Source organism: Myxococcus sp. CA056, assembly GCF_013336715.1.
Classification (GTDB): Bacteria; Myxococcota; Myxococcia; order Myxococcales; family Myxococcaceae; genus Myxococcus; species Myxococcus llanfairpwllgwyngyllgogerychwyrndrobwllllantysiliogogogochensis.
Map to the genome: position 1 here is coordinate 61995 of NZ_JABUMT010000019.1, position 26699 is coordinate 88693.

The 26699-nt window shown below is 68.1% G+C and carries 22 protein-coding genes; 12 read left to right on the plus strand and 10 right to left on the minus strand.

From position 1 onward, the window contains the following. Positions 1–24: 24 nt before the first annotated feature. Complete coding sequence (locus tag HUA76_RS40390) at positions 25–2088, minus strand: hypothetical protein (RefSeq protein ID WP_174463897.1); 2064 nt, start codon at positions 2086–2088, stop codon at positions 25–27. A gap of 348 nt (positions 2089–2436) precedes the next feature. Continuing rightward, on the minus strand, positions 2437–3450 hold the full coding sequence (locus tag HUA76_RS40395) for an MBL fold metallo-hydrolase (protein WP_174463898.1): 1014 nt from the start codon (positions 3448–3450) through the stop codon (positions 2437–2439). A gap of 132 nt (positions 3451–3582) precedes the next feature. Here HUA76_RS40395 and HUA76_RS40400 point away from each other — a divergent pair, with 132 nt between their 5' ends. Then, positions 3583–4506, plus strand: coding sequence for a LysR family transcriptional regulator (locus tag HUA76_RS40400; RefSeq protein WP_141640308.1), 924 nt, complete (start codon positions 3583–3585; stop codon positions 4504–4506). A gap of 18 nt (positions 4507–4524) precedes the next feature. Here HUA76_RS40400 and HUA76_RS40405 read toward each other — a convergent pair whose 3' ends face one another. Then, on the minus strand, positions 4525–5592 hold the full coding sequence (locus HUA76_RS40405; protein ID WP_254614796.1) for a hypothetical protein: 1068 nt from the start codon (positions 5590–5592) through the stop codon (positions 4525–4527). A gap of 308 nt (positions 5593–5900) precedes the next feature. On the opposite strand from HUA76_RS40405, the gene HUA76_RS40410 reads away from it, so the two are divergent. Then, positions 5901–6473: a DUF1801 domain-containing protein gene (locus tag HUA76_RS40410; protein WP_174463899.1), complete on the plus strand. Its 573-nt coding sequence runs from the start codon at positions 5901–5903 to the stop codon at positions 6471–6473. Between the two features lie 111 nt (positions 6474–6584). Here HUA76_RS40410 and HUA76_RS40415 read toward each other — a convergent pair whose 3' ends face one another. Then, positions 6585–7526, minus strand: a complete 942-nt coding sequence (locus HUA76_RS40415; RefSeq protein WP_174456285.1) for a DUF808 domain-containing protein — start codon at positions 7524–7526, stop codon at positions 6585–6587. A 179-nt stretch (positions 7527–7705) separates the two neighbouring features. Between HUA76_RS40415 and HUA76_RS40420 the strand changes: the two genes are divergently transcribed. Together HUA76_RS40420 and HUA76_RS40425 are read left to right on the plus strand one after the other, a co-directional pair. Further along, positions 7706–8539 carry a TrmB family transcriptional regulator gene (locus HUA76_RS40420; protein WP_141640312.1) on the plus strand — a complete coding sequence of 278 codons (834 nt, stop codon included), beginning with the start codon at positions 7706–7708 and terminating at the stop codon, positions 8537–8539. Continuing rightward, entirely contained in the window at positions 8536–10365 is a 1830-nt protein-coding gene (locus HUA76_RS40425; protein ID WP_174463900.1) for a retropepsin-like aspartic protease, read from the plus strand. Before HUA76_RS40420 ends, HUA76_RS40425 begins: the two co-directional genes overlap by 4 nt. Here HUA76_RS40425 and HUA76_RS40430 read toward each other — a convergent pair. Next, positions 10362–10757: a heme-binding protein gene (locus HUA76_RS40430; RefSeq protein ID WP_141640314.1), complete on the minus strand. Its 396-nt coding sequence runs from the start codon at positions 10755–10757 to the stop codon at positions 10362–10364. The two genes, HUA76_RS40425 and HUA76_RS40430, sit on opposite strands and share 4 nt — an antisense overlap. 237 nt (positions 10758–10994) lie before the next feature. On the opposite strand from HUA76_RS40430, the gene HUA76_RS40435 reads away from it, so the two are divergent. From HUA76_RS40435 to cml, 5 genes are all read left to right on the plus strand, one after another. Next, entirely contained in the window at positions 10995–11999 is a 1005-nt protein-coding gene (locus HUA76_RS40435; RefSeq protein ID WP_174456287.1) for a serine/threonine-protein kinase, read from the plus strand. A 61-nt stretch (positions 12000–12060) separates the two neighbouring features. After that, positions 12061–13401: a sigma 54-interacting transcriptional regulator gene (locus HUA76_RS40440; protein WP_174463901.1), complete on the plus strand. Its 1341-nt coding sequence runs from the start codon at positions 12061–12063 to the stop codon at positions 13399–13401. A 124-nt stretch (positions 13402–13525) separates the two neighbouring features. Next, positions 13526–14890 (plus strand): serine/threonine-protein kinase, encoded by a 1365-nt coding sequence (locus HUA76_RS40445; protein ID WP_217440863.1) that lies wholly within the window; start codon positions 13526–13528, stop codon positions 14888–14890. Between the two features lie 4 nt (positions 14891–14894). After that, the gene (locus tag HUA76_RS40450; protein ID WP_174463903.1) at positions 14895–15782 is read left to right on the plus strand and encodes a tetratricopeptide repeat protein; all 888 of its coding nucleotides are present in this window, start codon (positions 14895–14897) and stop codon (positions 15780–15782) included. 1451 nt (positions 15783–17233) lie between these two features. Then, the gene (gene cml, locus HUA76_RS40455; RefSeq protein ID WP_174463904.1) at positions 17234–18496 is read left to right on the plus strand and encodes a CmlA/FloR family chloramphenicol efflux MFS transporter; all 1263 of its coding nucleotides are present in this window, start codon (positions 17234–17236) and stop codon (positions 18494–18496) included. Positions 18497–18743: 247 nt separating this feature from the next. On the opposite strand, the gene HUA76_RS40460 is transcribed toward cml, so the two are convergent. Beyond that, positions 18744–19472 carry a glutathione S-transferase family protein gene (locus HUA76_RS40460; protein WP_174463905.1) on the minus strand — a complete coding sequence of 243 codons (729 nt, stop codon included), beginning with the start codon at positions 19470–19472 and terminating at the stop codon, positions 18744–18746. A 42-nt stretch (positions 19473–19514) separates the two neighbouring features. Further along, positions 19515–20303, minus strand: a complete 789-nt coding sequence (locus tag HUA76_RS40465) for an AraC family transcriptional regulator (protein ID WP_174463906.1) — start codon at positions 20301–20303, stop codon at positions 19515–19517. A 77-nt stretch (positions 20304–20380) separates the two neighbouring features. On the opposite strand from HUA76_RS40465, the gene HUA76_RS40470 reads away from it, so the two are divergent. The 3 genes from HUA76_RS40470 to HUA76_RS40480 all read left to right on the plus strand — a co-directional run bounded on the left by HUA76_RS40470 (position 20381) and on the right by HUA76_RS40480 (position 23877). Further along, positions 20381–20872 (plus strand): DUF1772 domain-containing protein, encoded by a 492-nt coding sequence (locus tag HUA76_RS40470; protein WP_174463907.1) that lies wholly within the window; start codon positions 20381–20383, stop codon positions 20870–20872. A 255-nt stretch (positions 20873–21127) separates the two neighbouring features. After that, a complete protein-coding gene (locus HUA76_RS40475; RefSeq protein WP_174463908.1) occupies positions 21128–21592 on the plus strand; it encodes a GNAT family N-acetyltransferase in 465 nt (154 codons plus the stop codon). Continuing rightward, positions 21583–23877, plus strand: a complete 2295-nt coding sequence (locus HUA76_RS40480) for a hypothetical protein (RefSeq protein WP_174463909.1) — start codon at positions 21583–21585, stop codon at positions 23875–23877. The genes HUA76_RS40475 and HUA76_RS40480 overlap by 10 nt, the downstream gene beginning before the upstream one ends. Positions 23878–23907: 30 nt before the next feature. On the opposite strand, the gene HUA76_RS40485 is transcribed toward HUA76_RS40480, so the two are convergent. The 3 genes from HUA76_RS40485 to HUA76_RS40495 are packed head-to-tail and all read right to left on the minus strand — an operon-like array spanning position 23908 to position 26638. Beyond that, the gene (locus HUA76_RS40485) at positions 23908–25500 is read right to left on the minus strand and encodes a caspase family protein (protein ID WP_174463910.1); all 1593 of its coding nucleotides are present in this window, start codon (positions 25498–25500) and stop codon (positions 23908–23910) included. Next, positions 25497–26162, minus strand: coding sequence for a hypothetical protein (locus HUA76_RS40490; protein ID WP_174463911.1), 666 nt, complete (start codon positions 26160–26162; stop codon positions 25497–25499). Before HUA76_RS40490 ends, HUA76_RS40485 begins: the two co-directional genes overlap by 4 nt. Further along, positions 26159–26638, minus strand: a complete 480-nt coding sequence (locus tag HUA76_RS40495; protein WP_174463912.1) for an RNA polymerase sigma factor — start codon at positions 26636–26638, stop codon at positions 26159–26161. Before HUA76_RS40495 ends, HUA76_RS40490 begins: the two co-directional genes overlap by 4 nt. Between the last annotated feature and the right edge of the window lie 61 nt (positions 26639–26699).

The following is a 26699-nucleotide window of genomic DNA, read 5'->3' on the forward strand; positions in this document are numbered from 1 at the left end:
GGCGGCCCGATGACGACTCCGGGGCTACAGCGTCTTGAGGTACTCGATGAGCGCCAGACGCTCCGGGTCCGTGAGGACGGCGTTGAACTCATGTCCGCCGTTGTCCTGGCCGAACGCGTGGGTGTTGTAGATTTTCCGGTCCTCGAGCTGCTGCCGCGTGCGCGTCGGTGGGAAGAGGATGTTCCATGAAGCGCTCAGGTTGCTGAAGAGCACGGCCATGATTTCCTGCGCGAGGGGCGTGCGGAACTCGTCACCTGGGTCGCAGTTGATGTACGGCGACACCGCCGGATTCCAGGGCGTGCGCCACTGGCAGGCGATGGTGTCGTACTTCCAACCGACCTTTGTGGAGTCGTAGGCGCGCTGCAAACTGGTGTCGAAGCCCATGATGACGAGCGGCTGGTCCCAGCGCGGTGGAGCGGAGACGCGGCGCCAGATGGGCTTGCGGTCAGCGGGCTTGAGCACCTCCCATACATTGGGAACCGAGCCGTTGTGGAAGTACGGCGCGGTGGCCCAGACCCCGTAGAGCGGCGGCGCGAGATAGCCGTGCTCGCGGTCTCCACGAAGGTGGGGCTGATTCTGCGGGCCGCAGTCCTGCGCGGTGCCGGCCGTCTGCGGATAGCCGAAGAAGTTCTTGGCGCCAGCGGACTGCACCGCGGCGTTGTTGGTGTTCACCCGGACCGGGTCGGTGCCGATGATGCGCAGCGGCGCGATGTAGCTCGCCATGCCCGCCAACGCGGGTGTCGCGAGGAACGCCGGGTCATTGACGTAGCGGGGTGAGTAGGCCCCATGGCAGCTCGCACAGGACCCATTGCCTTGAGGCCGTGGCACGGCGTTGTTGCGCCCCGGAGCCCACATGTCGAGGGTGTGGAACAGCACCGCGCCCTGCTCGGCCAGCGACGTGTTGACGGGCAGCGGATAGGGCGGTGACTTGAGCGACTCCACCCAGGTGTTGAGCGCCGGGCCGTTGGCGCGCATCCAGTCCTGCCCCGCTTCGCTCACCGGCCCGCCGAGGCCGCCGAACAGTCCGAGGAACGGCGTGTAGAACACCATGTCCACGCGGGGTGCATCCATCGGGAACACGCCGTCGATGAACTTCACCGGCCGGTGCCCCATGTTCCACCAGGCGGGCGTATCCATTCCGGCGGTCGAGCCGGAGTTGATGAGGCCAATCACCTCCGAGGGCGTCAGCGGCTCCTCGTCCGGGAACAGGAAGGCGAGGTTGATGTCGCTGGCGTTGTTGGTGCCCCGAGTGCGGTTGAGGTTCAGGAACGTGGCCAGCGACGCCGGATACCCCAGGGGCAAGAGGTCGCTCAGGAACAGGTCCAGGTCCGCCAGGCTGCTGCCGCCGCCCATCAACACCCCAAGGCCCGGGCCGTCCGAAGGAGTGCCCACCACGCCGCTGTGGCAGGCGTGACAGGTGACTCCCATGCGTCCGCTCCAGCTCCCGTCCGGGTTGCGCAGCTGCGTGAGCATCTGCGGCAGCTGGCCGCTTCCTCCGTTGGTGCGATTGGGCAGCTGCAAGGGCAGCGGATAGGGATTGCGCTCGGTGCTCAGCCCCGACCCGTAGCGCTGGGCCACCAGGGCATCGAAGTTGTCGGGACGAAATGGAAAGCCCCAGACACGCCACAGCTCGTTGTACTGCGCCGCGGAGAAGGTGGCGATGCCGAAGCCCGCCTCGGGGCGAGTGGCGTCGGTGCCGGTGAACAGCGCACCCACGCCTGGATGGCCGTTCGTCAGCAGCCCCTCCCCGCGACTGAAGCGTCCACGCAGCTCGCCGCAAGTCCTGGCCGCGCCCTCCTCCTGCACCGCCTCTGGATTGACATGACAGTTCTTCCAGAAGGCATTGAAGTGCACCGCCCGGCCATTGCTGATGCCGGGCTGCACCAGGGTTCGTGGGTCCGCCGGTAGGACGGCTCCGTCCGGCTTGCCGTAACAGAAGTCCCACTGCGCCGAGCCGCCTCGGCTGCTGCCCAGCAAATCACTGGCGACGGAGACACCGGGCATCGCCAGTGTCCCCATGGCCAGCAACACTCGAATGAATGGAACAGCGGTGCCGCGCGCTGCGAACGCCTTCCTGACTGCGCTCATGGGTCCCTCCTCCTTCGCTGCGTGTTCCCACTTCCCGGTCGGCGGGGCGGACGTCCGCGGGGAGGAGAATCGGCGAGCGCAGCTCGGAGTTCGTCCGCCAGGCCATGGTCAACGTGCAGCCGTTGCGCGCCTCCGGAGGGTGGAGTTCGACAGTGGCGGCCTGCGCGGCAACCGACGACCGGCTGCGGTGACAGGCCATGAGAGCGATTCGTGAGAGGGATGATGGGCCGCTATTGGCACAACGTCAATAGTACCACCCCGGACTTGCCCAGAACCCGGTCGCCACGGCCCGCCGAGGTGTCCCTTACCCAGACAACCTGCACACCAGTGAACAGTGCCGGGAGCGAATCACTCCGCGAGGACCTTCGCGTCCGGCCACCGCTGGCCTGAGCTGTAATTGGCCGGAATCCACCGGTAGCTCCTCCCCTCCGCGCCCAGGCGGCCCAGTCCAGGGAAGGGCATGTGCGAAAGGCCGAGCAGGTCGCCGCGCTGCGCCGCCTCAGCGAACGTGCGTGCTCGCTGGGCCGCGGCCGCACGGTCGTCCACGTCGTAGGCGACCATCACCGACGGCTCGCGCAGTTGCACCGAGCCGAAGTGCATCAGGTCGCCAAACAGGACCAGCCGCTGCCTCCGGCTCTCGATGATGTAGCTGCTGTGCCCCGGCGTGTGTCCCGCGGTCGGCATGACCCGGATGCCCGGGACGACGGAGTCCCCGCCTCCGAACGTCTTCAGCTTCCCCGCGACCCGGTAGGGCTCCACCATCGCCCGCGCCTCCTCGAAGTACTTCGGGTCCACCTGTCCCCGCGCCTTCTCACGCCCCAGCCAGAAGTCCGCTTCGCGTGCGTGGACCTGGAGGATGGCGTTGGGGAACGCCCGGCGCGTGCCAGACATGAGCCCGCCGGAGTGGTCGGAATGGATGTGCGTGAGCAGCACCACGTCAATCTGCTCGGGTTGGTAGCCCGCGGCCTGGAGGCTCTGCTGGAGTTGGCCTCCCACGCCGGGGCCGAAGAAGCCACCCACGCCCGTATCCACGAGCACCAACGCCGTGCCGGTGTTGATGAGGAACGCGTTGATGGACAGCTCGACGGGGTCCTCGAGGTGGTCGCGCGCGAGCAGGTCCTTCACCCGCTCCGGCGTCGTGTGCGTCGCCACGTCGCGCACCGTCTGGGGGACGGTTCCGTCGGACAGCGCGGTGACCTCGAAGTCTCCGAGCATCATCCGGTAGAAGCCAGGTGCCTGCGTTCGCACCTGGGGCGCGGCCGCGTGGGCAGCGGCCGGAAGCAGTGAAGCCGTGGCCATCACCAGCAAGGTCAGGGCGCGTGAGACAGCGAGAAAGACACCGCGAGGAAGAGGTCTTGTCATGGGTGACGAAGTAGCGCCCGACCTCGCCTCGGATAAACGGGCGCGCGTCACACACACTGTTTCACCCCAGAAACAATCAGGAGCCCCGCGGCCCCCGGGCTGAACGCGATATGCCGTCAGCGGAGGTGGAAGATGGACAGGTTCACGGCGATGGAGGCCTTCGTCCGCGTGGTGGAGAGCGGCACCTTCACCAAGGCGGCAGACGCGCTGGGCCGCCCGAAGACAGCGGTGACCCGGCTCATCCAACAACTGGAGGCGCAGCTGCGCGTGAAGCTGCTGCACCGCACCACGCGCCGCGTGACTGTCACGCCGGAGGGCATGACCTACTACCACCAGGCCTTGCGCCTGCTCGGGGAGGTGCGGGAGCTCGAAGCCACGCTGTCCCAGTCACGGCGCGGCCCCCGGGGACGCCTGCGCGTGGAGTCGAGCGGAACCATTTCCCGGCTGCTGCTCGTCCCCGCGCTGCCGTCGTTCTACGCGCGCTACCCGCAGATGCACATCGAACTGGGGGTGAGCGACCGCGTCGTGGACCTGCTCGCGGACAATGTCGACTGCGCCATTCGCGGAGGGGGCGTGAAGGATGAGTCCCTGGTGGCGCGACACCTGGGAGACCTCTGCTATTGGCTGTGCGCGTCCCCCAGATATGTGGAGCGTCACGGTGCGCCAGGCCACCCGCGAGAGCTGGCGGGCCCGACGCACGCGGTGGTCAGCTACTTCTCGTCGCTGAGTGGCAAGGAGCTCCCCTTCGTCTTCCTCCGCGACGGGGAGCGGCTGGAGGTCCAGGGCCGCAGCCTGCTCACACTCAACGAAACCAACGCGTACCTGGCCGCCGGACTGGCCGGCCTCGGTGTCATGTTCGCGCCCCGCTTCGTGGTGGAGCCGTACGTCGCCACCGGGGAGCTGGTGCAGGTGCTGGAGGATTGGCGGCCCGAAGCCCGGCCCCTGTTCCTGGTCTACCCACCCGCACGCCCGCGGGGCGCCGGCCCGCGGGTCTTCATCGAATGGACGATGGAGCTGTTCGCGAGCCGGCCGGACCTGTGGCGCCATGAAGGGTAGCCGTCCGCGAGCGCGTCGCTACTCGAAGACGGAGAGCTGTCCCAGCGAGCGAAGCTCTCCCGTCGTATCCCTCGGGGTGGCTCGCACGCGGACGTGCGACACGGACGTCGTGCCCGTGAGGTCCACTTCCATGAAGAGCCGCACGCCAGCGCCGCCGAGCAGGTTGGCCAGGGGCAGCCACTGGGTGCCGTCGGCGCTGCCCTCCAGCAACAGCTCGGTCATGGTGCCGGACACCTCGAAGTTGCGCAGCACGGCCTTGCGCGGAACCACGGGCCGCGAGAGCTGCACGGCGACCTCCCGGACTCCCTGCTGGAAGAGCACGAGCCCGCTGAGGTCGCCGTTGGTGATGCGGCAGGGCGTCTCCGCGTTCAGGTAGGTACACGCCGCGCCACGGCTCACCGGGACGAGCGCGCGGCGAGGCAGCGCCACGAAGTTGCTGGAGTAGGAGAGGCCGACCGTCACGCCCCCCGCATTCGCCTCGCGCTCGACGCTGATGGAGGCCTTGAGTCCTTGGACGTCCTCGAGGACGGAGTCACTCAGGTGGACCGGCGAGGTGACCTTGGGGACCTGCCAGGCCGCCCTGAGGGAGGTGGTGTGAACGGAGAGCACGTGGTCGTCGTCCCCCGCGCCGTGGGTGGCGGACAGGGGCCGGAAGCCCACACCCACGCCCTGCGCTTCCCCGGTGGCCGTCAGCGTGCCGGTCCACTCCTGGAGGGTGGGCAGCGCCACCCCTGACTGCTGGATGAGGAAGAAGGCCGAGAGGCTCCTTCCCTGGGACTGCTCGGGCGAGCGGGCGACGAAGCAGCGCGCGATGCTCCCGTTGCGGGTGTCCGCGCCCAGCAGGTCGAGTTCGAAGGTGCCATCAGCCCGGGTCTTCACCGACTTCCAGCTCGACGTGAAGCCCGCGAACGCGCACGAGGAGTTCTCGCTGCGGTAGAGCTTCAACAGCGCTTCCGGGAGCGGTGCGCCGGCCTCGTCGATGAATCGCCCACTCAGGGCGATCTCCTGGTCCGCATCCACCTTGCTCTCGGTACAGCCCCCCAGCATCACCAGCACACCGAGGGACAACGTGCGCGTCCATCGCATGAGAACCTCCTTCACTTGTGAGCCGCGCTGCCAGTGCAAGACTGGTGCACGGCCCGGCTCCCTCTGAGGGCGCGAGCCCGGGCCTGTCCTTTCCGGACAAGGCCGTCGTGGCGCGACCCTTACGCGGGTGCCACCGCCACTTCGCAGTGCCCTCGAATCCGCCACGGCGACGGGCGTCAGGGTGGCTCGGGAACTCCAGCCGATTGGAGGGGCACGACAAGAAAAGCAGGGGTGTGTCGATCTCCCAGTGGGTCATTCGTCGCCAGGGTGAAGCAGCGAACCGAACCCAATAGGGAGGGCACCACCCGATGGCTACCGCGAAGAAGTCCGCGCCCCGAAAGGCGGCGATGAAGAACTCCACCTCGAAGACCGCCACGTCGAAGAAGAACGAAGCGCCCAAGAAGGTCGCGCCCCCGAAGAAGGCCCCCACGGCGCGCAAGTCCTCGTCGAAGGACAGGTCCGAGCGCCCCGTACCGAAGCTCGCGCCGGCGCAGGTCACCCCCCAGACGTCATCGGCGCAGGGGTCGGCGGTGGACGCCTTTGTCGCCAGGATGGAGGGCTGGCAGCAGGACATCGTGCGCCCGCTCGCGGCGCTCATCGCGAAGGAGGCGCCCGGCGCATCGGCCTACATCAAGTGGGGGCACCCCGTGTGGGACCATGCGGGCCCCTTCGCGCTGGTGAAGGCGGCCAAGGCGCATGTCACCCTCGGGTTCTGGCGTGGCGGGCAGATGCGCGATGCGGACGGCATCCTGGAGGGTGACAGCGACGGGATGCGGTACGTGAGAATCCAGTCGGGCCAGCGGCTCCCGGCCTCGCTCGCGGCGCTGGTGCGCGAGGCCGTGGCGCTCAACCAGAAGCACGGCGACCCGCTGAAGCGCTGAGCGCCGGAATGACGGTCCATCCAGTCGCCTCGACAGCTCCCTCCTGGGCACCTTCAAGAGGCGCTGGCCAGGAGGGAGGAATCGAGGCGGGGGTCCCGCGCTCGCTCCGCGCTACTTCTTCGCGGCCTTCCCCTTCATCACCTTCTTGCCCAGGACGACGAGCAGGACCAGCACGGCTCCGGCGCCCAGACCCACCGCGGCATTGAGCAGCATGGGGGCAAGCCCCCCCAGGATGCGGCCCACACCCGGCACGGTGGTGACCCAATCGGTGAAGGACGTCTCCGCGTGGTGCAGGAGGGAGACGCCGTGCACGAGGATGCCGCCGCCCACCAGGAACATGGCCGCCGTCCCCGCCACGGAGAGGAACTTCATCAACCACGGCGCGGCACGGAGGATGCCCGCGCCCAGGCCGCGCTGGAAGGCCCCGGACTGGCGGCTGAGATACAGCCCCGCGTCGTCCAGCTTCACGATTCCCGCCACGAGCCCGTACACGCCCACGGTCATGATGAGGGCGATGCCCACCAGGACCGAGACGCGGGTGGCGAAGCTCACCGTCGCCACGGTGCCCAGCGTGATGGCGATGATTTCCGCAGAGAGGATGAAGTCGGTGCGCACCGCGCCCTTGATTTTGTCCTTCTCCAGCGCCACCAGGTCCACGCTCGGGTTCACCAGTGCCTCGCGCAGCTCGGCGCGGTGCGCGGTGTCCTCCTCCTCGCTGTGGAGGAACTTGTGCGCGAGCTTCTCGAAGCCCTCGAAGCAGAGGAAGGCGCCGCCCACCATCAGCAGGGGGGTCACCAGCCAGGGCGCCAGCGCGCTGATGGCCAGCGCCGCGGGGACCAGGATGGCCTTGTTGACCAGCGAGCCCTTCGCCACCGCCCACACCACCGGCAGCTCGCGGTCCGCGTTCACGCCCGTCACCTGCTGAGCGTTGAGCGCCAGGTCGTCTCCGAGCACACCCGCCGTCTTCTTCGCCGCCACCTTCGTCAGGATGGAGACGTCATCCAGGATGGTCGCGATATCGTCGATGAGCGCAATCAGACTGCTGCCTGCCATGGAGTTCTTTCGGGCTGGAGGGTGAAAAGTCGCTGTGCGGTCAGCGCGGATTAGCACAGGGCGGCGCTCGGGGCACGGCCTCGGACGGTCGCCTGCCCCCTGGAGCCCTCCGGAGGTCGGGGCACCGGTTCACGGCACTTCGGCTTGACTATTATTATTCGCGAGTAATAACAGCGTCCATGAACGCGGATGAAGGGCTCGTGGCCCTTGGGTTCACCGAGGTCGAGGCGCGGGTGTATTGCGAGCTGCTCAAGGGAGCGCCCGCCACCGGGTACCGGCTCGCGCAGGCGCTGGGGAAGGCGCCTCCGAGCATCTACCAGGCGCTCGCCTCGCTCGAACACAAGGGGGCCGTGCTCGTCGAGGAGGGTGAGCCCCGCTCCTTCCGGCCCGTGCCTCCAGACGAGGTGCTCGCGGCGCTCCAGCGGGGCTTCGAGACGCGCAGCCGCGAAGCCGCGAACGCGCTGCGCAAGCTCCACGCCCCGGTGCAGGACGACCGCATCTACCACCTCAAGAGCACCGCGCAGGTGATGGAGCGCGCACGGACGATGATCGCCGGCGCCACCGAGCGGCTGCTCTTCGACCTCTTCCCTCCCCCCTTCGCGTCCCTCACCCAGGCGCTCACCGAAGCGAGCTCCCGGCGCGTGGCCATCGCGGGGCTCGTCTACGACGAGACTCCCAAGGTGCCCTTCGACTGCGTGCGCTCGTCCGAGGCGGACTTCGTGCGGGAGCGCTGGCCGGGCGCGCAGCTCACGCTCGTGGTCGATGCCCGTGAGTTCCTGGTGGCGCTGCTCACTCCGGATGGCACCGGCGTCAAGCAGGCCATCTGGAGCGACAGCGGCTATCTCTCCTGCCTGCAGCACAGCGGGCTGTCCGCGGAGGTCCGGCTGAACGCGCCCCAGTCCGCGCGCGCACGGCTGGCGCGGTCCTTCTCCCTCATCGCCTCGAGCCCGCCCGGCCTGCGCCAGCTCGTGGGCCAGACCTCTTCCACTTCCAAGCGCGGAGACACTCCATGAGATTCCTCCTCCCGGGCCTGATGGCCTTGACCCTCGTGCTCACTCCCGCCGCATCCAGGGCGGACGCGCTGCGGTCGCTCGTCGACAAGCACCTCGCATGGCGTGGCGGGGACGCCTTCACACGACTGGAGAGCATCCACGCCCAGGGGAAGACGGCGACGGGCGGGCTCCAGGGCCCGATGGAGTCCTGGCGCCATCGGGACGGACGCGTCCGCATGAACGCGGATTATGGCGTGGTGCGCGAAGCGATGGCCGTCACCCCCAAGGGCGGCTGGAAGGTGAACACCAGCGGCCAGGTCGAAGACGCGTCACCCACCGACGCGCGCGATGCGCTGCACCGGGTGGCGCTCGACTTCGGAACGGCGCTGCGGGGCGGTGCCGGAGCAAAGCTCGCCCTGCAACCCGACGCGCAGCGCGACGGCCGCACCTGGAAGGTGGTGCGCGTCACGTTCGGCGACGAAGACCTCTATGACCTGTTCCTCCATGACGCCGACGGGGCCCTCCACGGCGTGCTCATCCGCGAGGACAACGTCACCCGCTTCGTGCGGCTGGGAGACTGGCGTCAGGTGCAGGGCGTGCGCATGCCCTTCCTGGAGGAGGAGCTCACCGACAACCCGGACTCCGACTCGCGGACGGTGGTGGAGACGCTGGAGCTGAACGTGCCCATTCCGCCCGCCGTCCTCGAACGGCCCGAGGACGTGCGCAAGGCGACCTTCGCGAACGGCCGACACAGCACGGGCTTCATCCCCTTCGAGTTCTTCAACGAGAACCGCGTCTACATTCCGGCCCAGGTGAACGGCCGCGCGACGCAGGTGCTGCTGGACAGCGGCGCGGAGATGACGGTGGTCGACACGGCGTATGCCCGCGAGCTGGGGCTGAAGACGCAGGGGCAGCTCGCGGCGGTCGGCAGCGGCGGACAGGCGCAGGCCCAGTTCGCCGGCGGCGTGGACATCACCGTGGGCAACCTGCGACTGACGGGGCTGACCGTCGCCGTCATCGACCTGGCGGAGGTCGCGCGGCATCTCGGTCACTCGCTTCCCGTCATCCTGGGCAAGGAGGCCTTCAACCAGCTCGTCGTGGACGTGGACTTCCCCAACCGGCGCGTCGCCTTCCACGAGCCGCGAAGCTTCAAGGCTCCGCCGCGAGCGGTGCGCATCCCCCTGGTCGAGTCCGCGGGCGGCCAGCGCGCGGTCCAGCTCTCCATCGAGGACCGGCCCGCCATCGAGGTGCTGTTCGACGTGGGCAATGGAGGGGCGCTCTCGCTCTTCCCCGCCTACTGGCAGCAGGCGGGGCTGCTCACGGGACGGCGCAGCTCCAAGACGCTGTCCGGCGCGGTGGGCGGCATGCGGGAGCGAGACGTGGCGACGCTGAAGCACATCCAGTTCGCGGGCGTCACCCTGAAGAACGTGCCCACGGTGTTCGACGACGCGGGCAAGAGCATGTCCGCCTCGGACCGGGTCATGGGCAACGTGGGGCTCGACGTCCTCGGACGCTTCCGGATGATTACGGACTATTCGACCGACACGCTGATGCTGGTCCCCGACGCCCGCGCGCTGCGGCAGCCGTTCCGCAAGGACCGGTCCGGACTGATTGCCCTCCCCTCGGAGGGTCGGCTCGTGGTGAAGCTGGTCGCCCCCGGGAGCCCCGCCGCGGCCGCGGGCTGGAAGCCCGGCGAGGAGATTGTCGCCATCGATGGACAGGCCATCGGGCCCGACTACTCCAGCACGCAGCTGTCGCGCTGGAGGTATCGCGCCGCGGGCCAGACGGTGGTGCTCACGATGAAGGACGGCGGCAAGCGCAAGCTCGCCCTGAGCGACTATTTCTAGAAGGCGGACGCGCCCGCGGTGGCGACGGCATGGTCCTGGTCGCCGGAGCCACCGCTGACGCCGACGGCGCCCACGACCTTGCCGTTCTTCTTCAGCGGGACACCGCCCGCGAAGATCATCACCTTGCCGTCGTTGGACGCGTGGATGCCATAAAACGGCCCCCCGGGCTGGGAGTGCTTCGCCAGCTCCTGCGTGGTGATGTCGAAGGCCCGCGAGGTGAAGGCCTTCTTGATGGAGATGTCCACGCTGCCCAGCCACGCCCCATCCATGCGCACATGCGCGACCAGATTGCCGCCTTCGTCGGCGACGGCGATGTTCATGGGTTGACCCAGCTCCTGGGCCTTCTTCTCGGCTGCGGCGATGATGCGACGAGCATCTTCCAGACGGACCATGGGGAACTCCTGTGCCCCCGTCTCCAATGGAAGACAAGGCCACGCTCGCGCGCGCTCGTGGGAGTGTTCTGGACGCAATGAGGGTGGACGGAAGTTGTTCCGCCAGGCGACGAAAGTGGGAGTCCGCGAATCCCCCGGGTATGCTGCGGGCGTGGCAAAGCCTGGAGAGCAACGGGACATGTGTGGGACGAGCCTCCCGGACCGCCGGCGCCCGCGTTCAAAAGCAGGTCCGGTGCCATGACGCTCGCGACTGAGTTGGGGATGCTCGGCCGGTACCGGCTGCGCTCGCGGCTGGCGAGTGGAGGGATGGCGGAGCTGTTCCTCGCGGTGCTCCCCGGGGCCGAGGGCTTCGAGAAGCCCGTGGTCATCAAGCGCATGTTGCCGAGGCTCGCCGCGCAGGAGACCTACCGGCAGATGTTCGCTCAGGAGGCCCGGCTCATGGCCACCTTCGGGCACGCCCATGTCGTCTCCGCGCTGGACTTCGGCGTGGAGCAGGACAGCCCCTACCTGGTGCTGGAGTACGTGGATGGCGTGGACCTGGGGCGCGTCCTGGGCGCCAGGCGCACGTTGCCGCCGCCTCTGGTGCGCTATGTGGGACTGAGCCTGCTGCATGCGTTGGAGCACGTGCATGGCTTGCGAGACGCGCGGGGCGAGCTGCTCGGCATCGTCCATCGGGACATCAGCCCGGCCAACGTGCTGCTCGGCCGCACCGGGGATGTGAAGCTGACGGACTTCGGTATCGCCAAGGGGCTGCGGACGCCCTCGCACACCGCGCCGGGCAGCACGCGAGGCAGGCTCCGCTACATGTCCCCCGAGCAGGTCCAGGGAGGACCGCTGGATGGCCGCGCGGACCTCTTCTCGCTCGCGGTGCTCCTCTACGAGGCGGTGGTGGGACAGGGTCCGTTCTCCGCCACCAATGACGCGCAGCTGCTGCTCGCCGTGCGTGACGCGCGCCTGGCGCCCACCGAGGACCTGCGGCGCACGGCCGGCCCCGCCCTGGCGGACGTGCTGCTTCGAGCCCTGCGACGTCACCCCTCGGAGCGCTATGCCACCGCGGGAGAGATGGCGCGGGCGCTGGCGGCCGTGGACGGCACGGGGGAGAGCGAGCAGCCCTGGCGCGTGGCGGAGGTGGTGGCGGAGACGCTCACCTCGGAGGGCACGGCGCCCGCCGCCTCTCGGGGGGCTGGAAACCGCGGTCCGTTCTCGGCGGCCCTGCTCGAGCTGCGCGAGGACGATTCATGAAGCGACGGGTCCATCGGGCGTCGGACAGGCTCCGCGCCATGACGAGGGGATGAGCGCGAGCATGTCAGAGCATACCGAGGTCATCTCCCCCCAGGACACGCCAGGTGGGCTGTCTGTCCGCCGAGTGCGACTCCAGGTCTCCACGGGCCCGGACACGAACATCGAGGTGTCCTCTTCCTCGGAGAGGCTCACCATCGGCAGCGCGCCCGGAAACGATTTGGTGCTGAGCGACCCCACCGTGTCCCGCTTCCACGCCGAGCTCCAGAGGAAGCCTGGGGGCTACCGGTTGCGCGACCTGGAGAGCACCAACGGCACGCGGGTGGACCACGTCCGGGTGACGGACGCCTTCGTGGTGGATGGCTCCACGCTGGCCTTCGGCAACACCACGGTGCGCTTCACGTGGGTGGCCGAGCAGGACGTGGTGCCGCTCCACTCCGAGCCGCACTTTGGCAAGCTGGTCGGCGAGGGCGCGGTGATGCGGGCCTTGTTCGCGCGGCTCGCGCGGCTGGCCGTCACGGATGCCACCGTGCTCATCGAAGGAGAGAGCGGCACGGGAAAGGAGCTCGTGGCGGAGGCGCTCCATCAACGGAGCCCCCGCGCCTCCGGCCCCTTCGTGGTGGTGGACTGCGGCTCCATTCCGCCGGAACTGGTGGAGAGCGAGCTGTTCGGCCATGAGAAGGGCTCCTTCACCGGCGCCACCCATGAGCGGCGCGGGGCCTTCGAGGCCGCCCATGGAGGGACGCTCTTCCTCGACGAGATTGGCGAGCTCCCCCTGGCGGTGCAGCCCCGGCTGCTGCGCGCCCTGGAGCGCCGGCAGGTCAAGCGCGTGGGCGCGGATGCCTTCCGGCCCGTGGACGTGCGCTTCGTGGCCGCCACCCATCGGGACCTGCGCGCGGGAGTCAACCGGGGGGAGTTTCGGGAGGACCTCTACTTCCGCCTCGCGGTGGGCATGGTGAGCGTGCCCCCGCTGCGGGCCCACCTGGAGGACCTCTCGCTGCTGCTCCGACATCTGTGGGAGGAGACCTTCCGCTCGCTCGGGCTGCCGCCGCGCCCGTACACGCCCCCGGGCGCGGAGACGCTTCGCCAGCTCATGTCGCTTCCCTGGCGAGGCAATGTGCGCGAGCTGCGCAACTTCGTGGAGCGCAGCGTGGCCATGTCCGGAGCGCTGGACGCGGCGTTCGTCCAGGGCACTCCCACGCCGGGCTCCATGCCGAGCCTTCCCTCGGTGCGCGTGGATCTTTCGTACAAGGATGCAAAGGAAGCCTGGCTGGACCACTTCGAGGAGACCTACCTGCGCCAGCGTTTGAACTCCGCGGGCGGCAATGTGAGTCAGATGGCGCGCGAAGCCGAGGTGGACCGGGCCCACGTCATCAAGCTCTTGCGCAAACACGCGGTGCGCTGAGGCACATGCCAGGAATGTCCGCGTGCTAACCTCTCGCCCCACGATGCCGCGGTGCTCGAGGTGCCAGAGCGAGTATGCAGAGGGAGTTGTCTACTGCGCCCAGGATGGCGAGGCATTGCTGCCCATGGTACTCGAGGGGCGCTACCGGCTCCTGTCTCTCCTGGGCGAAGGGGCCATGGGAGTGGTCTACCTGGCCGAGCACATGGGGCTGGGCAAGCGCGTGGCGGTGAAGGTGCTGCGGGGTGAGCTGTCGCGCGATGCGACCTTCTGTCGTCGCTTCGAGCTGGAAGCCATTGCCGCCAGCCAGATTGGCCACGAGAACATCGTCGACGTGACGGACCTGGGGCGCACCGCCCACGGCGAGCTGTTCTACGTGATGGAGTTGTTGGACGGCCAGAGCCTGGGCACGCTGCTGCGGCGTGAGCGCGTCCTGCCGCTGGCGCGGGCCGTTCCTATTCTCGTGCAGGTGTGCAGGGCGCTGGAGGCGGCGCATGCGCGCGGAATCATCCACCGCGATGTGAAGTCGCAGAACGTGATGCTGGTGTCGCGCGGGGGGAGGCCGGACTTCGTCAAGGTGGTGGACTTCGGCATCTCCAAGATGAACCACCTGGAGGGCGAGAAGCTCACGCAGACGGGCGCCATCCTCGGCACCGCGGACTACATGGCCCCCGAGCAGGTGTCGGGCGGCGCGGTGGACGCGAACGCGGACGTCTACGCGGTGGGCGCGCTCACCTACAAGCTGCTCACCGGCACGCCGCCCTTCCATGGGGAGAACTCCTTCGCCACCATGCTTCAGCACCTGGAAGCGACGGTGGAGCCCCCCGGCCAGCGGCGCCCGGAGCTGGGCCTGCCCGCCGAACTGGATGCGCTGGTGGTGCGGGCGCTCGCCAAGGAGCCGCATGCGCGTCCCTCCATGGCGCGATTCCGCGAGGAGTTGGAGGCGCTCGCCTCGGGGCACCTGCCGGGCGGGTTGGTGACGGCACGGACCACGACCCCCTTCCCCACTCCCATCGCCAGGTCGGCACCGGTCTCCGTGAGCCCGGCGGTGACGCCCCCTCGCGCCTCGCCCTCGAAGCGAGGCATGCGGTGGGGGGTGGCGGGTGGAGCGCTGACCTTGCTCATCGTCCTGGCCGGACTGCTCTCTCAACGCGAGCCTCCGGCGACAGACCAGGTGGCCGCGTCCCCTGCCCCCGTGCGGGCGCCGACTCCAGCGCCCCGGCTTCGCGTGTCCATCGTCTCCGAGCCCTCGGGCGCCACGGTGAGCGCGAAGGGGCAGGTCCTCGGGACGACGCCGCTGGAGCTTGACCGTTCGGATGACGGAGGACCGTGGGTTCTCTCGCTCGCGGGGCATGCCCCGGCCTCCGTGGAATACCTGCCGTCAAGCGGGCGGGTGGAAGTGACTTTGACGAAGCTGCCCGCGCCGCGTGCCCCGAAACCGCCCGCCTCCGAGTTGAAGAAGGTGCGGGAGCTCAAGCCCAACCCCTTTTGAGACGATGATGATCCGTCCCCCTCGAGCCACGTCTCCCCTCCTCCTCGCGCTGGTGCTCACCCTGACGGGCACGACGGCGGTCGCAGCCAACGCCGCCGCTCGGACCGAGGCGCGGCGCGCCTTCGAGCGAGGAACCCGCCTCTACGATCAGGCCCGCTACGCAGAGGCAGCGACCGCCTTCGAGCAGGCGTATCGCCAGGTGCCCAACGGCGTGGTCCTCTACAACCTGGGCCAGTGCTACGAGAAGCTCGGTGAGCTGGACAAGGCGCTGACCTCCTATCGCGAGTACCTGCGGCTCGTGCCCAAGGCGAAGGACCGCCAGGGCGTCCAGAACCGCATCACCAACCTGGAGACCCGGCTCGAGGCGGCGCGTCGGCCTCGGGTGACAGTGGACAGCGAGCCCTCGGGAGCCCAGGTGCTCCTGAATGGTCAGGCCCGCGGGCAGACCCCGTGGAGCGAGCCGGTGGAGGTGGGCGCGCATGAGCTGGAGCTGACCCTTCCGGACCACCTGTCCCTGAAGCGAAGCCTGGAAGTGCGCGTGGGCGAGCCCATCCAGCTTCGACTGGTGCTCGCGCCAACGCCGGTGATGGCCGCCGACCCCGTGCCCGACATCGTGCCCGTCGTGACGGAGGAAGCTCCTTCGCGAGGACGGACCTGGACCTGGGTGGCCGCCGGGGCCACGGGGGCCGCGACGGTGGGGGCGGTGCTGCTCGGGAGCATCGCGCGCGCCGATGCCCGGGAGCTGACCACCCGTCCGCACGACGGGGCCGACGTCCGGCGGCTGCGAGACTCGGCGCAAGGCAAGTCACGCGCGGCGAACATCCTCTATGGTGTGGCGGGCGTGGCCGCGGCCACGAGCGTCACCCTCTTCTTCATCGAAGGGAGCTTCTGACATGCGCGCGACCTGGATGCTGCTGGGTGTGTTGTGGCTGGGCTGCTCCGTGACGCTCACGCCGGTGCCCTGTCAGGACGACCTCCACTGCCTCGAATCGCAGCACTGCGGGGCAGAGGCAGTGTGCGTGGAGGGCGCGCGGACAGCGCAGATGCTCGGGGAGTCCTGCCTCGCGGCGATACAGAGCATCGCGGTCCACGCGAGCGAGTGCCTCGGCGGGTCCGTGGAGGACTTTGAGCGGATGTTGGGCCCGACAGACGTGTGCAAGTCGGTCGAGGCGAGCGTGGCGGCGGGGCGACAGGTGTTCCGGCCCGAGAAGTTTGGCGCCTGCGTGCGCGCCCTTCGGACGAGGTCTTGTGGGGAGGTGAACCCCGAGGGGCTGCGTAACGACGAGGGGAAGCGGAACCTTGAGGCATTCGCGCAGGGAACGTTGCTGGAGGGATGCCAGGCATTCGAGCCCCAAGTGACCGCGGGAGGCTCGTGTGCCAACACCGCAGACTGCCAGGGCGGGTGGTGCAGAATCACGGAGGCGTGTCCCGGCGTGTGCCAGGCGTTCATCCCCCTCAGCGGGGCGTGTACGGGCCTGGACCGGTGTCAGAAGGGCTCATCCTGCTTGGGAGGAATCTGTGTCAGCGACGTGGGGCTGGACCAACGCTGCGGCGCGGTGGCGCGGTGCTCGCCGGACTCGGAAACACAGTGCGAGAATGGCCTGTGTATCAAGCGCAGGGAGGCGGGCCCGTGCGAGAACGACGAGCAGTGCGCACTGCGATTTAAATGCGTGAAGACCGTACCGATCCAGGGCGACCGCTCGCCGAAGGAGTGCAGGGCCGCGAAGGCACCGAATGAGGCCTGTGAGCCTGGCGCAGGGGACTGCGGTCCGCTCTCCTATTGCGACGCAGGCTCAGGGACCTGTCGCTCATTGCCAATTTTGGACGAGCGGTGTGGCGACTCCAACGGCACAGGGGACTTCGCCGACTGTCTGGAATCAAGCTGCGAGCTGGTCTTCAGCATCCCCCCTAGGTGCGTATCCGTCGCCTCGATGAAAGGTGTCTGTGGGACTAAGAGCTTGGAGTGTGGTCCGTCCGCAGTTTGCCGGAACAGAAAATGCTTTCCTCAGTGGTGTGGCTGAGCCCCTGGAGCACCGCGCTCGCGAGCCGCACTATCTAGACCAACAGCCACGACTCTCACGTTTAGCTGATTGCTGAGCCTGTCTACCCCTCCGAGAGAGCTCCAGGAAGCAGCCGTCCGACCACTGCCGGAGGATTGAGCGACACCGGCGCGGTTGCTATACCCACCCGTGGCCTTCGTGCGCAGACACGACGCCCGCAGGAGCCGGCCGGATGAGCACCACCAAATCCGCAGATGAGTGAGCCGCGGCGACACGTCAACCGTTGCCGCGGCCCTCTGTCCCAGCTCATCCCGGTACCCGTGGAGAGGCAGAGCGCCGCCAGATGTTCCTCATTTGTGCGGATGCAATCGTGCCTGACCCTAAAACCCTGTCGTGGAAGCACTCGGTGCCAGCAGCGCTGTGGCTGATGGCCCCGTTCGACCTCCTGGCCTCACTGGCCATGGACATCTACCTCCCCGTGGTTCCGGCGATGACCGGAATCCTCAACACCTCCCCCGCCATCATCCAGCTCACGCTGAGCCTCTACATGGCCGTGCTCGGGCTCGGGCAGGTGGTGTTCGGCCCGGTCTCGGACCGCATCGGCCGGCGTCCAGTCCTGCTGGGAGGCGCGCTGTTGTTCGCGACCGCCTCGTTCCTGCTCGCGGGCACGTCCGATGCCGCGATGTTCGTCGGCCTGCGGCTCCTGCAAGCCGTGGGGGCGTCGGCGGCCCTCGTCGCCACGTTCGCGACGGTCCGTGATGTCTATGCGGACCGCCCCGAGAGCGCGGTCATCTACAGCCTGTTCAGCGCCATGCTGGCCTTCGTGCCCGCGCTCGGTCCCATCGCCGGGGCCTTGCTCGCCAGACAACTGGGATGGCGAGCCATCTTCACCACGCTCGGCATCCTGGCGGCGGCGGCCTTGCTGAACGCCGTTCCGAGATGGCACGAGACGCGCCCATCCGGCGGGACACACCACCGCGTGGCGTTCCGGCCCATCCTGCGCAGCGCCGCGTTCTGGACGTACACGCTGGGCTTCAGCGCGGCCATGGGCGCATTCTTCGTGTTCTTCTCCACGGCGCCTCGGGTCCTCATCGGACAGGCAGGCTTCTCGGAGCTCGGTTTCAGCCTGGCCTTCGCCACCGCCGCGCTCGCGATGATTCTCACGACACGCTTCGCGAAGCGCTTCGTGGCGACCTGGGGGCTCGAAGGAAGTCTCACCCGCGGCATGCTCCTGTTGTTGCTCGGCGCGGCGTTGCTGACAGCCGGGCAGTTGCTCGCGGCCCCGTCCTTCTGGACGTTCGTCGTGCCGATGTGGGTCATCGCGGCCGGTATCGTGTTCGCCGCGTCCGTCACCGCCAATGGCGCACTCCAGGCCTTTGGCGCCATGGCGGGAACAGCGGTCGCGCTCTACTTCTGCATCCAGAGCCTCATCGTCGGCGTCCTCGGAACGCTGATGGTTGTCCTGCTCGACGGCGACACCGCGTGGCCACTGGTGGGGTACGCCTCGGTCATGTCCGTGGTGACGTTGACCGCCCTGCGGAACCTCCGACAGCGGCAGCACACCCAGGAGGAGCAGGTGTCTGCGACGAGGCTCGACACGCCCTGAGCAGGGAGCCCAGGGTTCCCCAACAAACTCAGGGGCCACCTCTGTCAGGCGAGTCCCTGATTCGTTCATGAACCTCTGACCCGGGCTGGCCGCGCCGCGAAGGCACTCCCCTTCCGGCGCGGCTGGCTTCCGTCCTGCCCGCGCGGGACGGAAGCCGCGCGGAGAGCGGCCATGGGCAGAGTGGTTCTGTCAGTCGGCGCGGAGACTGAGCGCCGAGCCGCCGCGGCAGCAGCGAGCGACCTTGCGCCTACCGAGCCGAGTGTGTCGCCACCAGACGTGCGCGCCACTTCAGCAAGTCGTCGAACTCTCCCGCCAGGGCCTCGTCACTCCAGCAGCGACGTGTCGCGGGGCCCAAGGGCGGCTCTATCCGCGCGGCCGGGGCAATGCCCTCCAGCACCACGGCCATGGTGACATCCGCATAGCTGAAGCGCCCGAGCAGGTACTCACCGCCCGACGCGCGCAACCCGGCGCGGGTTCGCTCCAGCGCCTGTCGCAGCGAGCCCGGGACCACCAGCTGCCGATACTTGCGGTCGAGTCGACGCGCGGCATCGCGTGCGACAAAACGCAGGGGGCGGCGCAGCGGCCGGGGCAGCACCGAGGCGGCGGCTTCGTCGAGCGCCTCCGGGTCGGCCAACACGGAGCGCACCACGCGCGTCCGCGCCTCGGCGAGCGCCGCTTCACTCAATTCGTTCCAGGGAGCAATCACCTCGAAGTCACCCAGCCGCCCGTCACCGGCCCATTGCGCCGCATAACGGGCGATGTCCCAGGAACCGCGCACGACCTGCGCACCAGCCAGCAGCACCGGCACCGACACCTTGCCCGACCATTGCCGCATGCGCCAACGCAGCGCCGGCTCGCTCAGCGTCGGCGTGTACTCCCGATACACGAACGCAACGCCGCAATGCTCCAGGGCCCAGCGCGCCTTCTGGGTCCAGGGCGAGAACGCTTCGCCGAACAGCATGGTCGATTGCGACATGGCAGGGCTCCGTCTACGCAGGCACTCCAGCGCCGGAGAGTCTCACCCGCCTCCGCGCCGGATGACAGCGGGAGTCAGCCCCGTGAGTCGGCGGAAGACGGTGGTGAAGTGGCTCTGCGAGCTGAAGCCCACCTCCAGCGCGATGTCCCCGAGGGAGCGGGAAGTGCGAATCAACAACTCGCGGGCCCGCTCCACCCGCCGCTGCTGCACGAAGGCGTGCGGCGTCATCCCCGTGGACTGCCGGAAGGCGCGGGTGAAGTAGAAGACGCTCAACCCGGAGCGCTGGGCCAGCTCCTCCACGCGAATCGTCCGCGCGAGGTGCGCCTCGATGAACAGCTGCACGCGATGGAGCGCGGCGGCGGAGAGGCCTCCACGCCGCCGCGCCGCCCTGGAGCCTCCGGGGGCCTGGAGCAGCTTCGCCACACGGGACGCATGGCGGTCCTGGACCGCCCGTGCCGAGGTCAGGAAGCCCGCGATGACCTTCAGGTCCGCATCCGGCAGGGACGACATCAGCTGGAACCCCTCCGTGCGAAAGGGTCCCCAGAGGGTCTCAATCCATTCGCGCGCGTGTCCCGTGAGCACCAGTCGCGTGCCACTTCCCGCCGACTCCCGTCGCACATAGCCCGCGAGCTCCAGCCGCGCCACATCTGTTCCCCGGGCGACGGCGCTCAAGGGCGTGGGCCCGCCGAAGTGCAATTGCGCCAGACACACCAGCTCCGCGCGGCCGAGCGCGAGCACTTCCCCGACGGCCGCGTCGAACTCAGCGGTGGCCTCCTGGAAGCGGACGATGTCGGCGCCAATCTGCTCGAGGAGGGAGTGTCGGGGACCCATGAGGAACACCGCAGGAATCAGAAAAACAGCACAAGGGCACGAAAGACGCTCGCGGGCCCCGGACGCATCCTGCCCGCATGATGAACCTGAAGCCTTCGGCGGCGGAAATCTTCCTGTGGCTCTTCGTGCTCAACCTGGGCGTCTCCCTCGGCGCGGGGCTCTATGAGCACCGCATCGTGCTTCCCAGATGGCTCGACGCCACCGGCGCGCACTGGTTCGCGGAGGCGGCGCGCCAGGACAACGTGGGGCTGCGCTTCTGGGCCTTCGTCAGCACGGGACCGCTGACGCTGCTCACCCTGGCGAGCCTCTTCTTCGCCACGCGCGCCACGGGGCCGCTGCGCACCTGGTGGCTCGCGGCCGCCGTGGTGGCGCTCGTGGACAGGCTCCTCACCTTCTCTTACTTCATCCCCACGATGATGCGGCTGATGCAGGCGTCAGACACGCCGGCGTCCGTGGAGAGCGCGATGCTCTGGGCCCGGTTGAACCACCTGCGCCACCTCCTGGTCGCGGGCGCCTGGCTCGCCTCGCTCCAGGCCCTGTCATGGCTCAGGCTGCAAGGAGGGAGGTGACAGCCATCAACGTGCGGGCAACGAACCCATGGGGGACTCGTTCCTCCAGAACGCAGCCGCGTTCCGCTGGCACGCGGGAGCCGCCGCGCACTGGCACCCCCACACAACCCAAGCGAGAGGCCCGCCGGCCCGGCGCCTGCCTTGCAATAGGCATACGGCATGGTGCCGCGCCCCGCATCGCTCCCTGATACTCCTTCCCTACCCCGGGCCATCAAACCGCACATCCGCCGGGCGGAACCCAGGGATGGAGACGCGATGTACCGGTTGGAGCTGGCCTCCATCCACTCCGCCTGGCGTGAGTATTACGACGGCACCCAGATACAGGCCTGGTGCCAGGCGCTCCATCCGACATACCGCCGCGACGCGCAGTCCGTCCGCGAGTTGCTTGTCGCGGAGCATGAGGGCCGGGTGGTTGCCTTTGGCCAGCTCCATCCCCGCAGGGCCCGTATCGAGGCGCTGTATGCCGCGCCCGGCCACATGCGGCGAGGCCTGGGGCAGAGCCTCTTGCGAAGCCTGGAACGCACCGCCTGGGATTTGGGCATGGAGGCCCTGGACGTCACCGCGTCCCTGTGCGCCGTCCCCTTCTACCGAGCCGCGGGATATGTCGAACAGGGCCCCTGGGACTTCGAGTTCGGCGAGGTCCGGGTTCCCGCCCTCCTGATGAAGAAGCACAGGCCGTCTCCCCACCCTCTCCCCTTCAGGAGGAGCCCATGGACCTGACGCATTACTGCGTGCTCTGCAAGCGCAACGTCGTCGACTTCCGGGGCGACCCATGCGCGCCCTGCAAGCGAAACCTCTGCATCTCGTGCCACTCGTTCCGTCGAGAATCCGAGGACGGGCTCTGCATGGGTTGTGGGAAGAAGTCGAACAGCTCTCGTGTCGAGTTGAGCCAGGGGGGCCCGCAGTCGAACCTGCTGATCTTCGGTCAGGCGCCGTCGCGCTGTTCCAACTGCAAGGGGCCCGTTTCGTTCGATGACGGCTGGTGTCCTGATTGCGGATTCAAGCTGCATCAGCCCAAACCCAAGAACACCAGGCAAGGCCCCGGCACGCTCTCGCTGGAGCTCGTCCTCTCGCTGATTGACCGATGGATCAACACCTATGACTTCTGGAAGGGTTACGAGCTCCAGTCATTCGAGTTGACGAAGAAATACCTCGAGTCGAACTCCTGCGACCTCGTCGTGGTGGTCGACTGTCTGTTGAAAACGCTCGCGCGTCCCATCCCCTTCAGCAACAAGCAGGGCGAGCTGGATATATTCCATCAGGCGCTTCGCAAGGTCACCCTCCTCGCGCAGACGCAGGGGCTCCTGAGCGTCAACCCGAATGACTTCGACCTGCTGTTCCGGCGAATCTTCCTGGACCGCCTGCACACGCTGAAGTACCTGCTCCACCTCCACGAACGAGGGGAGTCCCCCTCGTCGTCCTCGACGACTCAATCCATCAGCCTGATGGACAAGTGGCGCGTCGAGCAGCGCAAGGTGTGGACGAATACAATCCAGGAGAAAATCTACCAGGAGTACATCCACAAGCACGGAAAAGCCTACACGCTCGCCATGGAGAGACTGAAGCAGCAGCACGTGCTGGCGGTGTCGTGCGGTTCGCTGCCGGCGACCCTCATCGAGCTGAGCGAGTGCAACCTCTGCTTCGTCATTCAAGAGTTGAATACGAAGCTCCCGCCCAAGGAGGGGGCCTGCGTCACCAAGGAGAAGTTCTATCAATTGCTGTACAGCGGGGAGATCTACGCGGAGTCAGGGTACTCGGCCTGGAAGATCGACCCCATCGAGGTCAAGAAGACCTATACCCGCCTGTCCGTGGAGGAGGACACACGGGAAATCGTCCTGACGTGCGCGGAGTGGATGCTCTACGAGCACTTCATCAAGCTGCCGATGTACTTCAAGCACGGCACCGAGACCGAGGCCATCAAGAGCAGTCACTCGTTGATGTCACCGACGGTCGGCAACCAGAGCGCGAAGTACACCAGCAAGACGATGGACGCCAAGTTCGGCCACATCGACTACGTGTTCGGCCGACTGGAGTTCACGTACAACGCCATGACGGGCGGCTCTCGCTACGGCGACATCGTCCTGTGCATGAACTTCGATGAAATCGGGCCGGAGCTGTGCATCTCCCTTCATGACCAGGGCATCCCCTTCGACAACGAGAACACCCACAAGAGCGTCCTGTACGATGAACTGGTCAGGGTGATCGACTTCAAGGAGAAACACTGCAGCGAGTGGACCCAGGTCTACGGCAAGACCAAACACTACAACTGCTTCCTCTTCGAGGTGTTCTACGGGAACTGGGGCTGCCGGGCGGCGCTCGCGCTCTCCCTCATTCGCGAGCTGCGCCGCTATCAAGGCAAGGTCGACCTGCTCGGGAAGCTCATCAAGGACCTGTCAGTCGCTTCCGCCACGCTCGAGAGTCCGGAGGATGCCTCCGTGCTCACCCTCCTCCACAAGACCCTCAAGACGTTCTTCCGCACCGAAATCCGGGTGCCGTGCATCCTCAGCCTCGAGGAGCCGACGATCGTGACGATCTTCGACCAGACGGTCGATACGAACTCCCAAGAGCGAATCGCGCAAAGCAAATGGGCGAAAGCCAGGGCGCTCCCGTACGTGGATTACGGCCCCGTGATGTCAGTCGAACGCCTCACCTTCTGCATCCTGCGAATCTCGCAGATCAACCTCGAGGACGCGGGCTTCGACTTCGCGAAGCATGTCCAGCCCAAGTTCAACCTATTGGAGGAGCTCTGCGCGAGGGCGGCGAAAGGCGAGAACGTCCCATTGCGCGACGTGCAGGACTACTTCAAACCCTACAAGGGGAAGCTGGACAAGCTGGACAGCAAGAAGAAGGTCAAGAAGACCAAGAAGCAGACCTTCATCATGAATTGCGACACCCTGTGCGGGGTGATTCATCGGATGTTGCAGACCATGGCGGAAATCGCAAACACGGGACACAGCAACCTGCTCGCGCCTCCGGAGTTGCGCTCGAAGTTCTCCTTCCAGTGAGGCGTGTCCCAGGCTCGGGGAGCAGCGGCGTCAGAACGCGACGCCGACAGCGACCCGATAGTCCGCGGAGAGCCCCAGTTGAGGCCTGCGCGGGCCCATGTCGATGACGATGGGGTGCCACATTCCGTCTTCATTGACGTCCCGCGCCGTCGAGAAGGCGTTGCCCACGCCCACGCCCAGGGACAGCACGAGCCGGTTCCAGAGGAGGAGCGAGTAGCCCACCTCGAGCGCCTGGTGCAGCGTGAAGATGGTCCTGTTGGCCCCATCATCCTTGACCCCCAGGATGCTGATACCCAGCTTCCCTCCGACGAAGAGCCCCTCCGGAGCATTGCCGAAGAGATGGTAGCGGGCGCCCGCGTCGAACCCGCCCATCGTGTAGCTCGTGACGCTGGTCTCCTGCCAGTACGAGGGCTCGAGCGTGAACGCCCAGAACGGGGTGAGGGCGTGGGCGTACTCCATCCGGAATGTCACCGCGAACGCGAGTGACAAGGGGTGGAGCAACACCATCCGGTGTGGCGTGACCTGGGCCCAGGTCGTGGCGGGGTCCTCGGCCCCCTTGGTCACGATGGGGGCGAAGCTCGCCGGCACCATGTCCTCCTCGTCGAGTTGGAGCGACTGCGCCGCCTGGATGCTGAACTCGCGCACGGCCGGGCGGTCCGGGCCCTTGCGCACCAGCAGGTAGCGCCCCGGGCGCAGGGCCACCTTCATCTGCCGCTCGCCAGCGGGGGTCTCGATGACGCTTTGCCCCGTCGACGTGAGCACCACCTCCAGCGGTCCCCGGCGCTGGACGAGCACGACGACACTGTCCCCTGAGTCCACGCGGGTGAGGGCCAGGTCATCGCGCCCCCGGAGGTTCATGTCGAAGCTGGGGTGCTGCAGGCGCTCCACGAACACCGACGTGTCGCGGATGGTGAGCTGCTTCGCATAGGTGAAGGCCTCGACGAGCGACACCTCGCCATCTCCAGCGATGTCGGCGGCGCCGCGCAGCCCCGCCACCAGATGATGGGTGAAGAACGAGCCCTCCAGGGCCTGCGTCTCGTGCGCGTTCTCCAGGCCGGAGCTGGAGGCGATGAGCACCGAGCCCGTGCTCTGCACATGGAGGGGCACCTCCAGCGCGAACGGCGCCTCCGCGTGAAGCCCCTTGGCCTGCGTCCACCCTCCGCCCCGGCACGCGTCGATGATGCCCACCCGCACCGTGGCATCCGAGCTCTCGATGCGCTGCTTCAGCGCGGCGAGTTGGAGCGGTGCGCCCTGGGGATACAGGGCCTGCTGGTCCGCATGCCCCGAGTAGTAGAACAGCAACATCGTGTCCCCGGGCGTCGAGCGCAGGCGCGCAAGCTGCCCGTCGAGCGCCGCGAGCACCGCCGCGGGGGTGGGGTCCAGGAGCAGCGCGACATCCTCCGCGCGGACCTCTCCCACCTGCACGAGGACGTCCGCCACCCGCCTCGCATCATCGTGCGCATAGCGCAGGGCGGCCCGGCCGGGCACCGCCGCGTTGGAGCCCACGATGACGGCCATCCGCCTCGACGCGGGGGGCGTGGCACGCGCCTCCTCGGCCCGGGCCGTGGCGGCCATCAGCCACGAGAGCAGGACGACGAGGCACGCGCGGGTGAATCCATTCATGGCGGAGGACCCTTGGGCAGACGCAGCTCGGTGGTCCACAGCTTCTCAGTCCTGGGCGCGTCGGAGAAGAGCGCCTCGGTCTGGGACGTGGGCAGCGGCTCGCGGCTGAAGAGGACGCGCAGGACCTCTTCGCCCCCCGCCTCATCCACCCGCCAGCTCGCGGGCAGCGCCATGTCTGGACCCTCGGAGAGCGGCCCCGCGAAGAGCACCGCCCACCCCGACGGCGCGCGCGCGGCCACGGCGACGTACCGGTACGACTCCGAGGACACCTGCAACCGGATGCGGTCCTCGGGCACGAGCGGCGTCTGCCCATCCCAGAGGAAGACCTGCTCGCCACGCTTGAGATGGACCGCGACAGCGGGCGCGCCCTTGGGGGCCACGTACGGCGTCCCCGGGACGACCACGAACACCAGACAGGCCAGCGCGGCGGTGGCGACGAGGGGCAAACCCCATCGCCTCCACTCCAGACGCCACGTCCCACGGGGCGGCGCTGTCCCAAGCGACCGCGCCCACACGGGCACGGACTCGGGCTGCTTCACGCGCTGGAGGTAGGCACCACATTCGGCGCAGGTCTCCAGGTGCCGCGCGAGCGACGGGCCCGGGAGGCCCAGCGCCACGCGGTCCAGTTCGAGGAAGGAAGGGTGCCGTGGGGTCGTCGTCATGGTCCGAGCGTCCTCCTCAGGTGCTCCACCTGCTCATCGAGCCGCTGGAGGAGTCGCCGCACGGTGCGCTCCGACACCTGGAGCACCTCGGCGATCTCCTGCTGCGTCAATCCATCCAGCCGGCTCAGCAAGGCGGCCTCCAGCGCATCCGCGGGCAGGTGCCGCGCATAGGCTTCCAACTCCTGACGCCGCCACAAAGTCGCCTCGGCGGAGCGTTCATCCGACAGCTCCTCCGAACGATGGGCGGATGCGCTGCTCGGGCGCTGGCGGAGCCGGTCCACGGCCAGGTTCGTGCTGGTCCGGTAGATCCACGCGGTCGCATGGCGGGCGTCCTTGGGGAGCCCCGTCCGCCACAGCCGGATGAAGGTCTCCTGCGCGACGTCCTGCGCCTCGTCGGAGTCCCCCAGCATCCGGCGGCACTTCTCCCGGATGAGCGGGAAGTAGCGCAGGTAGGCGCTCTGGATGTCGGTGTCCAAGGCTCTGGGAGGCTCCGGAGGGATTCTCCGAGGGAAACGAACAGGGGCCAGAAAAGCGGAC

Bases quoted from the DNA above. Each gene is read 5' to 3' on its own strand.
- HUA76_RS40445 (WP_217440863.1), top strand. From the start codon at position 13,526: ATGGTACTCGAGGGGCGCTACCGGCTCCTGTCTCTCCTGGGCGAAGGG.
- HUA76_RS40485 (WP_174463910.1), bottom strand. From the start codon at position 25,500: ATGAATGGATTCACCCGCGCGTGCCTCGTCGTCCTGCTCTCGTGGCTG.
- HUA76_RS40420 (WP_141640312.1), top strand. From the start codon at position 7,706: ATGAACGCGGATGAAGGGCTCGTGGCCCTTGGGTTCACCGAGGTCGAG.
- HUA76_RS40410 (WP_174463899.1), top strand. From the start codon at position 5,901: ATGGCTACCGCGAAGAAGTCCGCGCCCCGAAAGGCGGCGATGAAGAAC.
- HUA76_RS40430 (WP_141640314.1), bottom strand. From the start codon at position 10,757: ATGGTCCGTCTGGAAGATGCTCGTCGCATCATCGCCGCAGCCGAGAAG.
- HUA76_RS40440 (WP_174463901.1), top strand. From the start codon at position 12,061: ATGTCAGAGCATACCGAGGTCATCTCCCCCCAGGACACGCCAGGTGGG.
- HUA76_RS40470 (WP_174463907.1), top strand. From the start codon at position 20,381: ATGATGAACCTGAAGCCTTCGGCGGCGGAAATCTTCCTGTGGCTCTTC.
- HUA76_RS40465 (WP_174463906.1), bottom strand. From the start codon at position 20,303: ATGGGTCCCCGACACTCCCTCCTCGAGCAGATTGGCGCCGACATCGTC.
- HUA76_RS40415 (WP_174456285.1), bottom strand. From the start codon at position 7,526: ATGGCAGGCAGCAGTCTGATTGCGCTCATCGACGATATCGCGACCATC.
- HUA76_RS40395 (WP_174463898.1), bottom strand. From the start codon at position 3,450: ATGACAAGACCTCTTCCTCGCGGTGTCTTTCTCGCTGTCTCACGCGCC.
- cml (WP_174463904.1), top strand. From the start codon at position 17,234: ATGTTCCTCATTTGTGCGGATGCAATCGTGCCTGACCCTAAAACCCTG.
- HUA76_RS40480 (WP_174463909.1), top strand. From the start codon at position 21,583: ATGGACCTGACGCATTACTGCGTGCTCTGCAAGCGCAACGTCGTCGAC.
- HUA76_RS40460 (WP_174463905.1), bottom strand. From the start codon at position 19,472: ATGTCGCAATCGACCATGCTGTTCGGCGAAGCGTTCTCGCCCTGGACC.
- HUA76_RS40400 (WP_141640308.1), top strand. From the start codon at position 3,583: ATGGACAGGTTCACGGCGATGGAGGCCTTCGTCCGCGTGGTGGAGAGC.
- HUA76_RS40425 (WP_174463900.1), top strand. From the start codon at position 8,536: ATGAGATTCCTCCTCCCGGGCCTGATGGCCTTGACCCTCGTGCTCACT.
- HUA76_RS40390 (WP_174463897.1), bottom strand. From the start codon at position 2,088: ATGAGCGCAGTCAGGAAGGCGTTCGCAGCGCGCGGCACCGCTGTTCCA.
- HUA76_RS40435 (WP_174456287.1), top strand. From the start codon at position 10,995: ATGACGCTCGCGACTGAGTTGGGGATGCTCGGCCGGTACCGGCTGCGC.
- HUA76_RS40490 (WP_174463911.1), bottom strand. From the start codon at position 26,162: ATGACGACGACCCCACGGCACCCTTCCTTCCTCGAACTGGACCGCGTG.
- HUA76_RS40405 (WP_254614796.1), bottom strand. From the start codon at position 5,592: ATGCGATGGACGCGCACGTTGTCCCTCGGTGTGCTGGTGATGCTGGGG.
- HUA76_RS40475 (WP_174463908.1), top strand. From the start codon at position 21,128: ATGTACCGGTTGGAGCTGGCCTCCATCCACTCCGCCTGGCGTGAGTAT.
- HUA76_RS40450 (WP_174463903.1), top strand. From the start codon at position 14,895: ATGATGATCCGTCCCCCTCGAGCCACGTCTCCCCTCCTCCTCGCGCTG.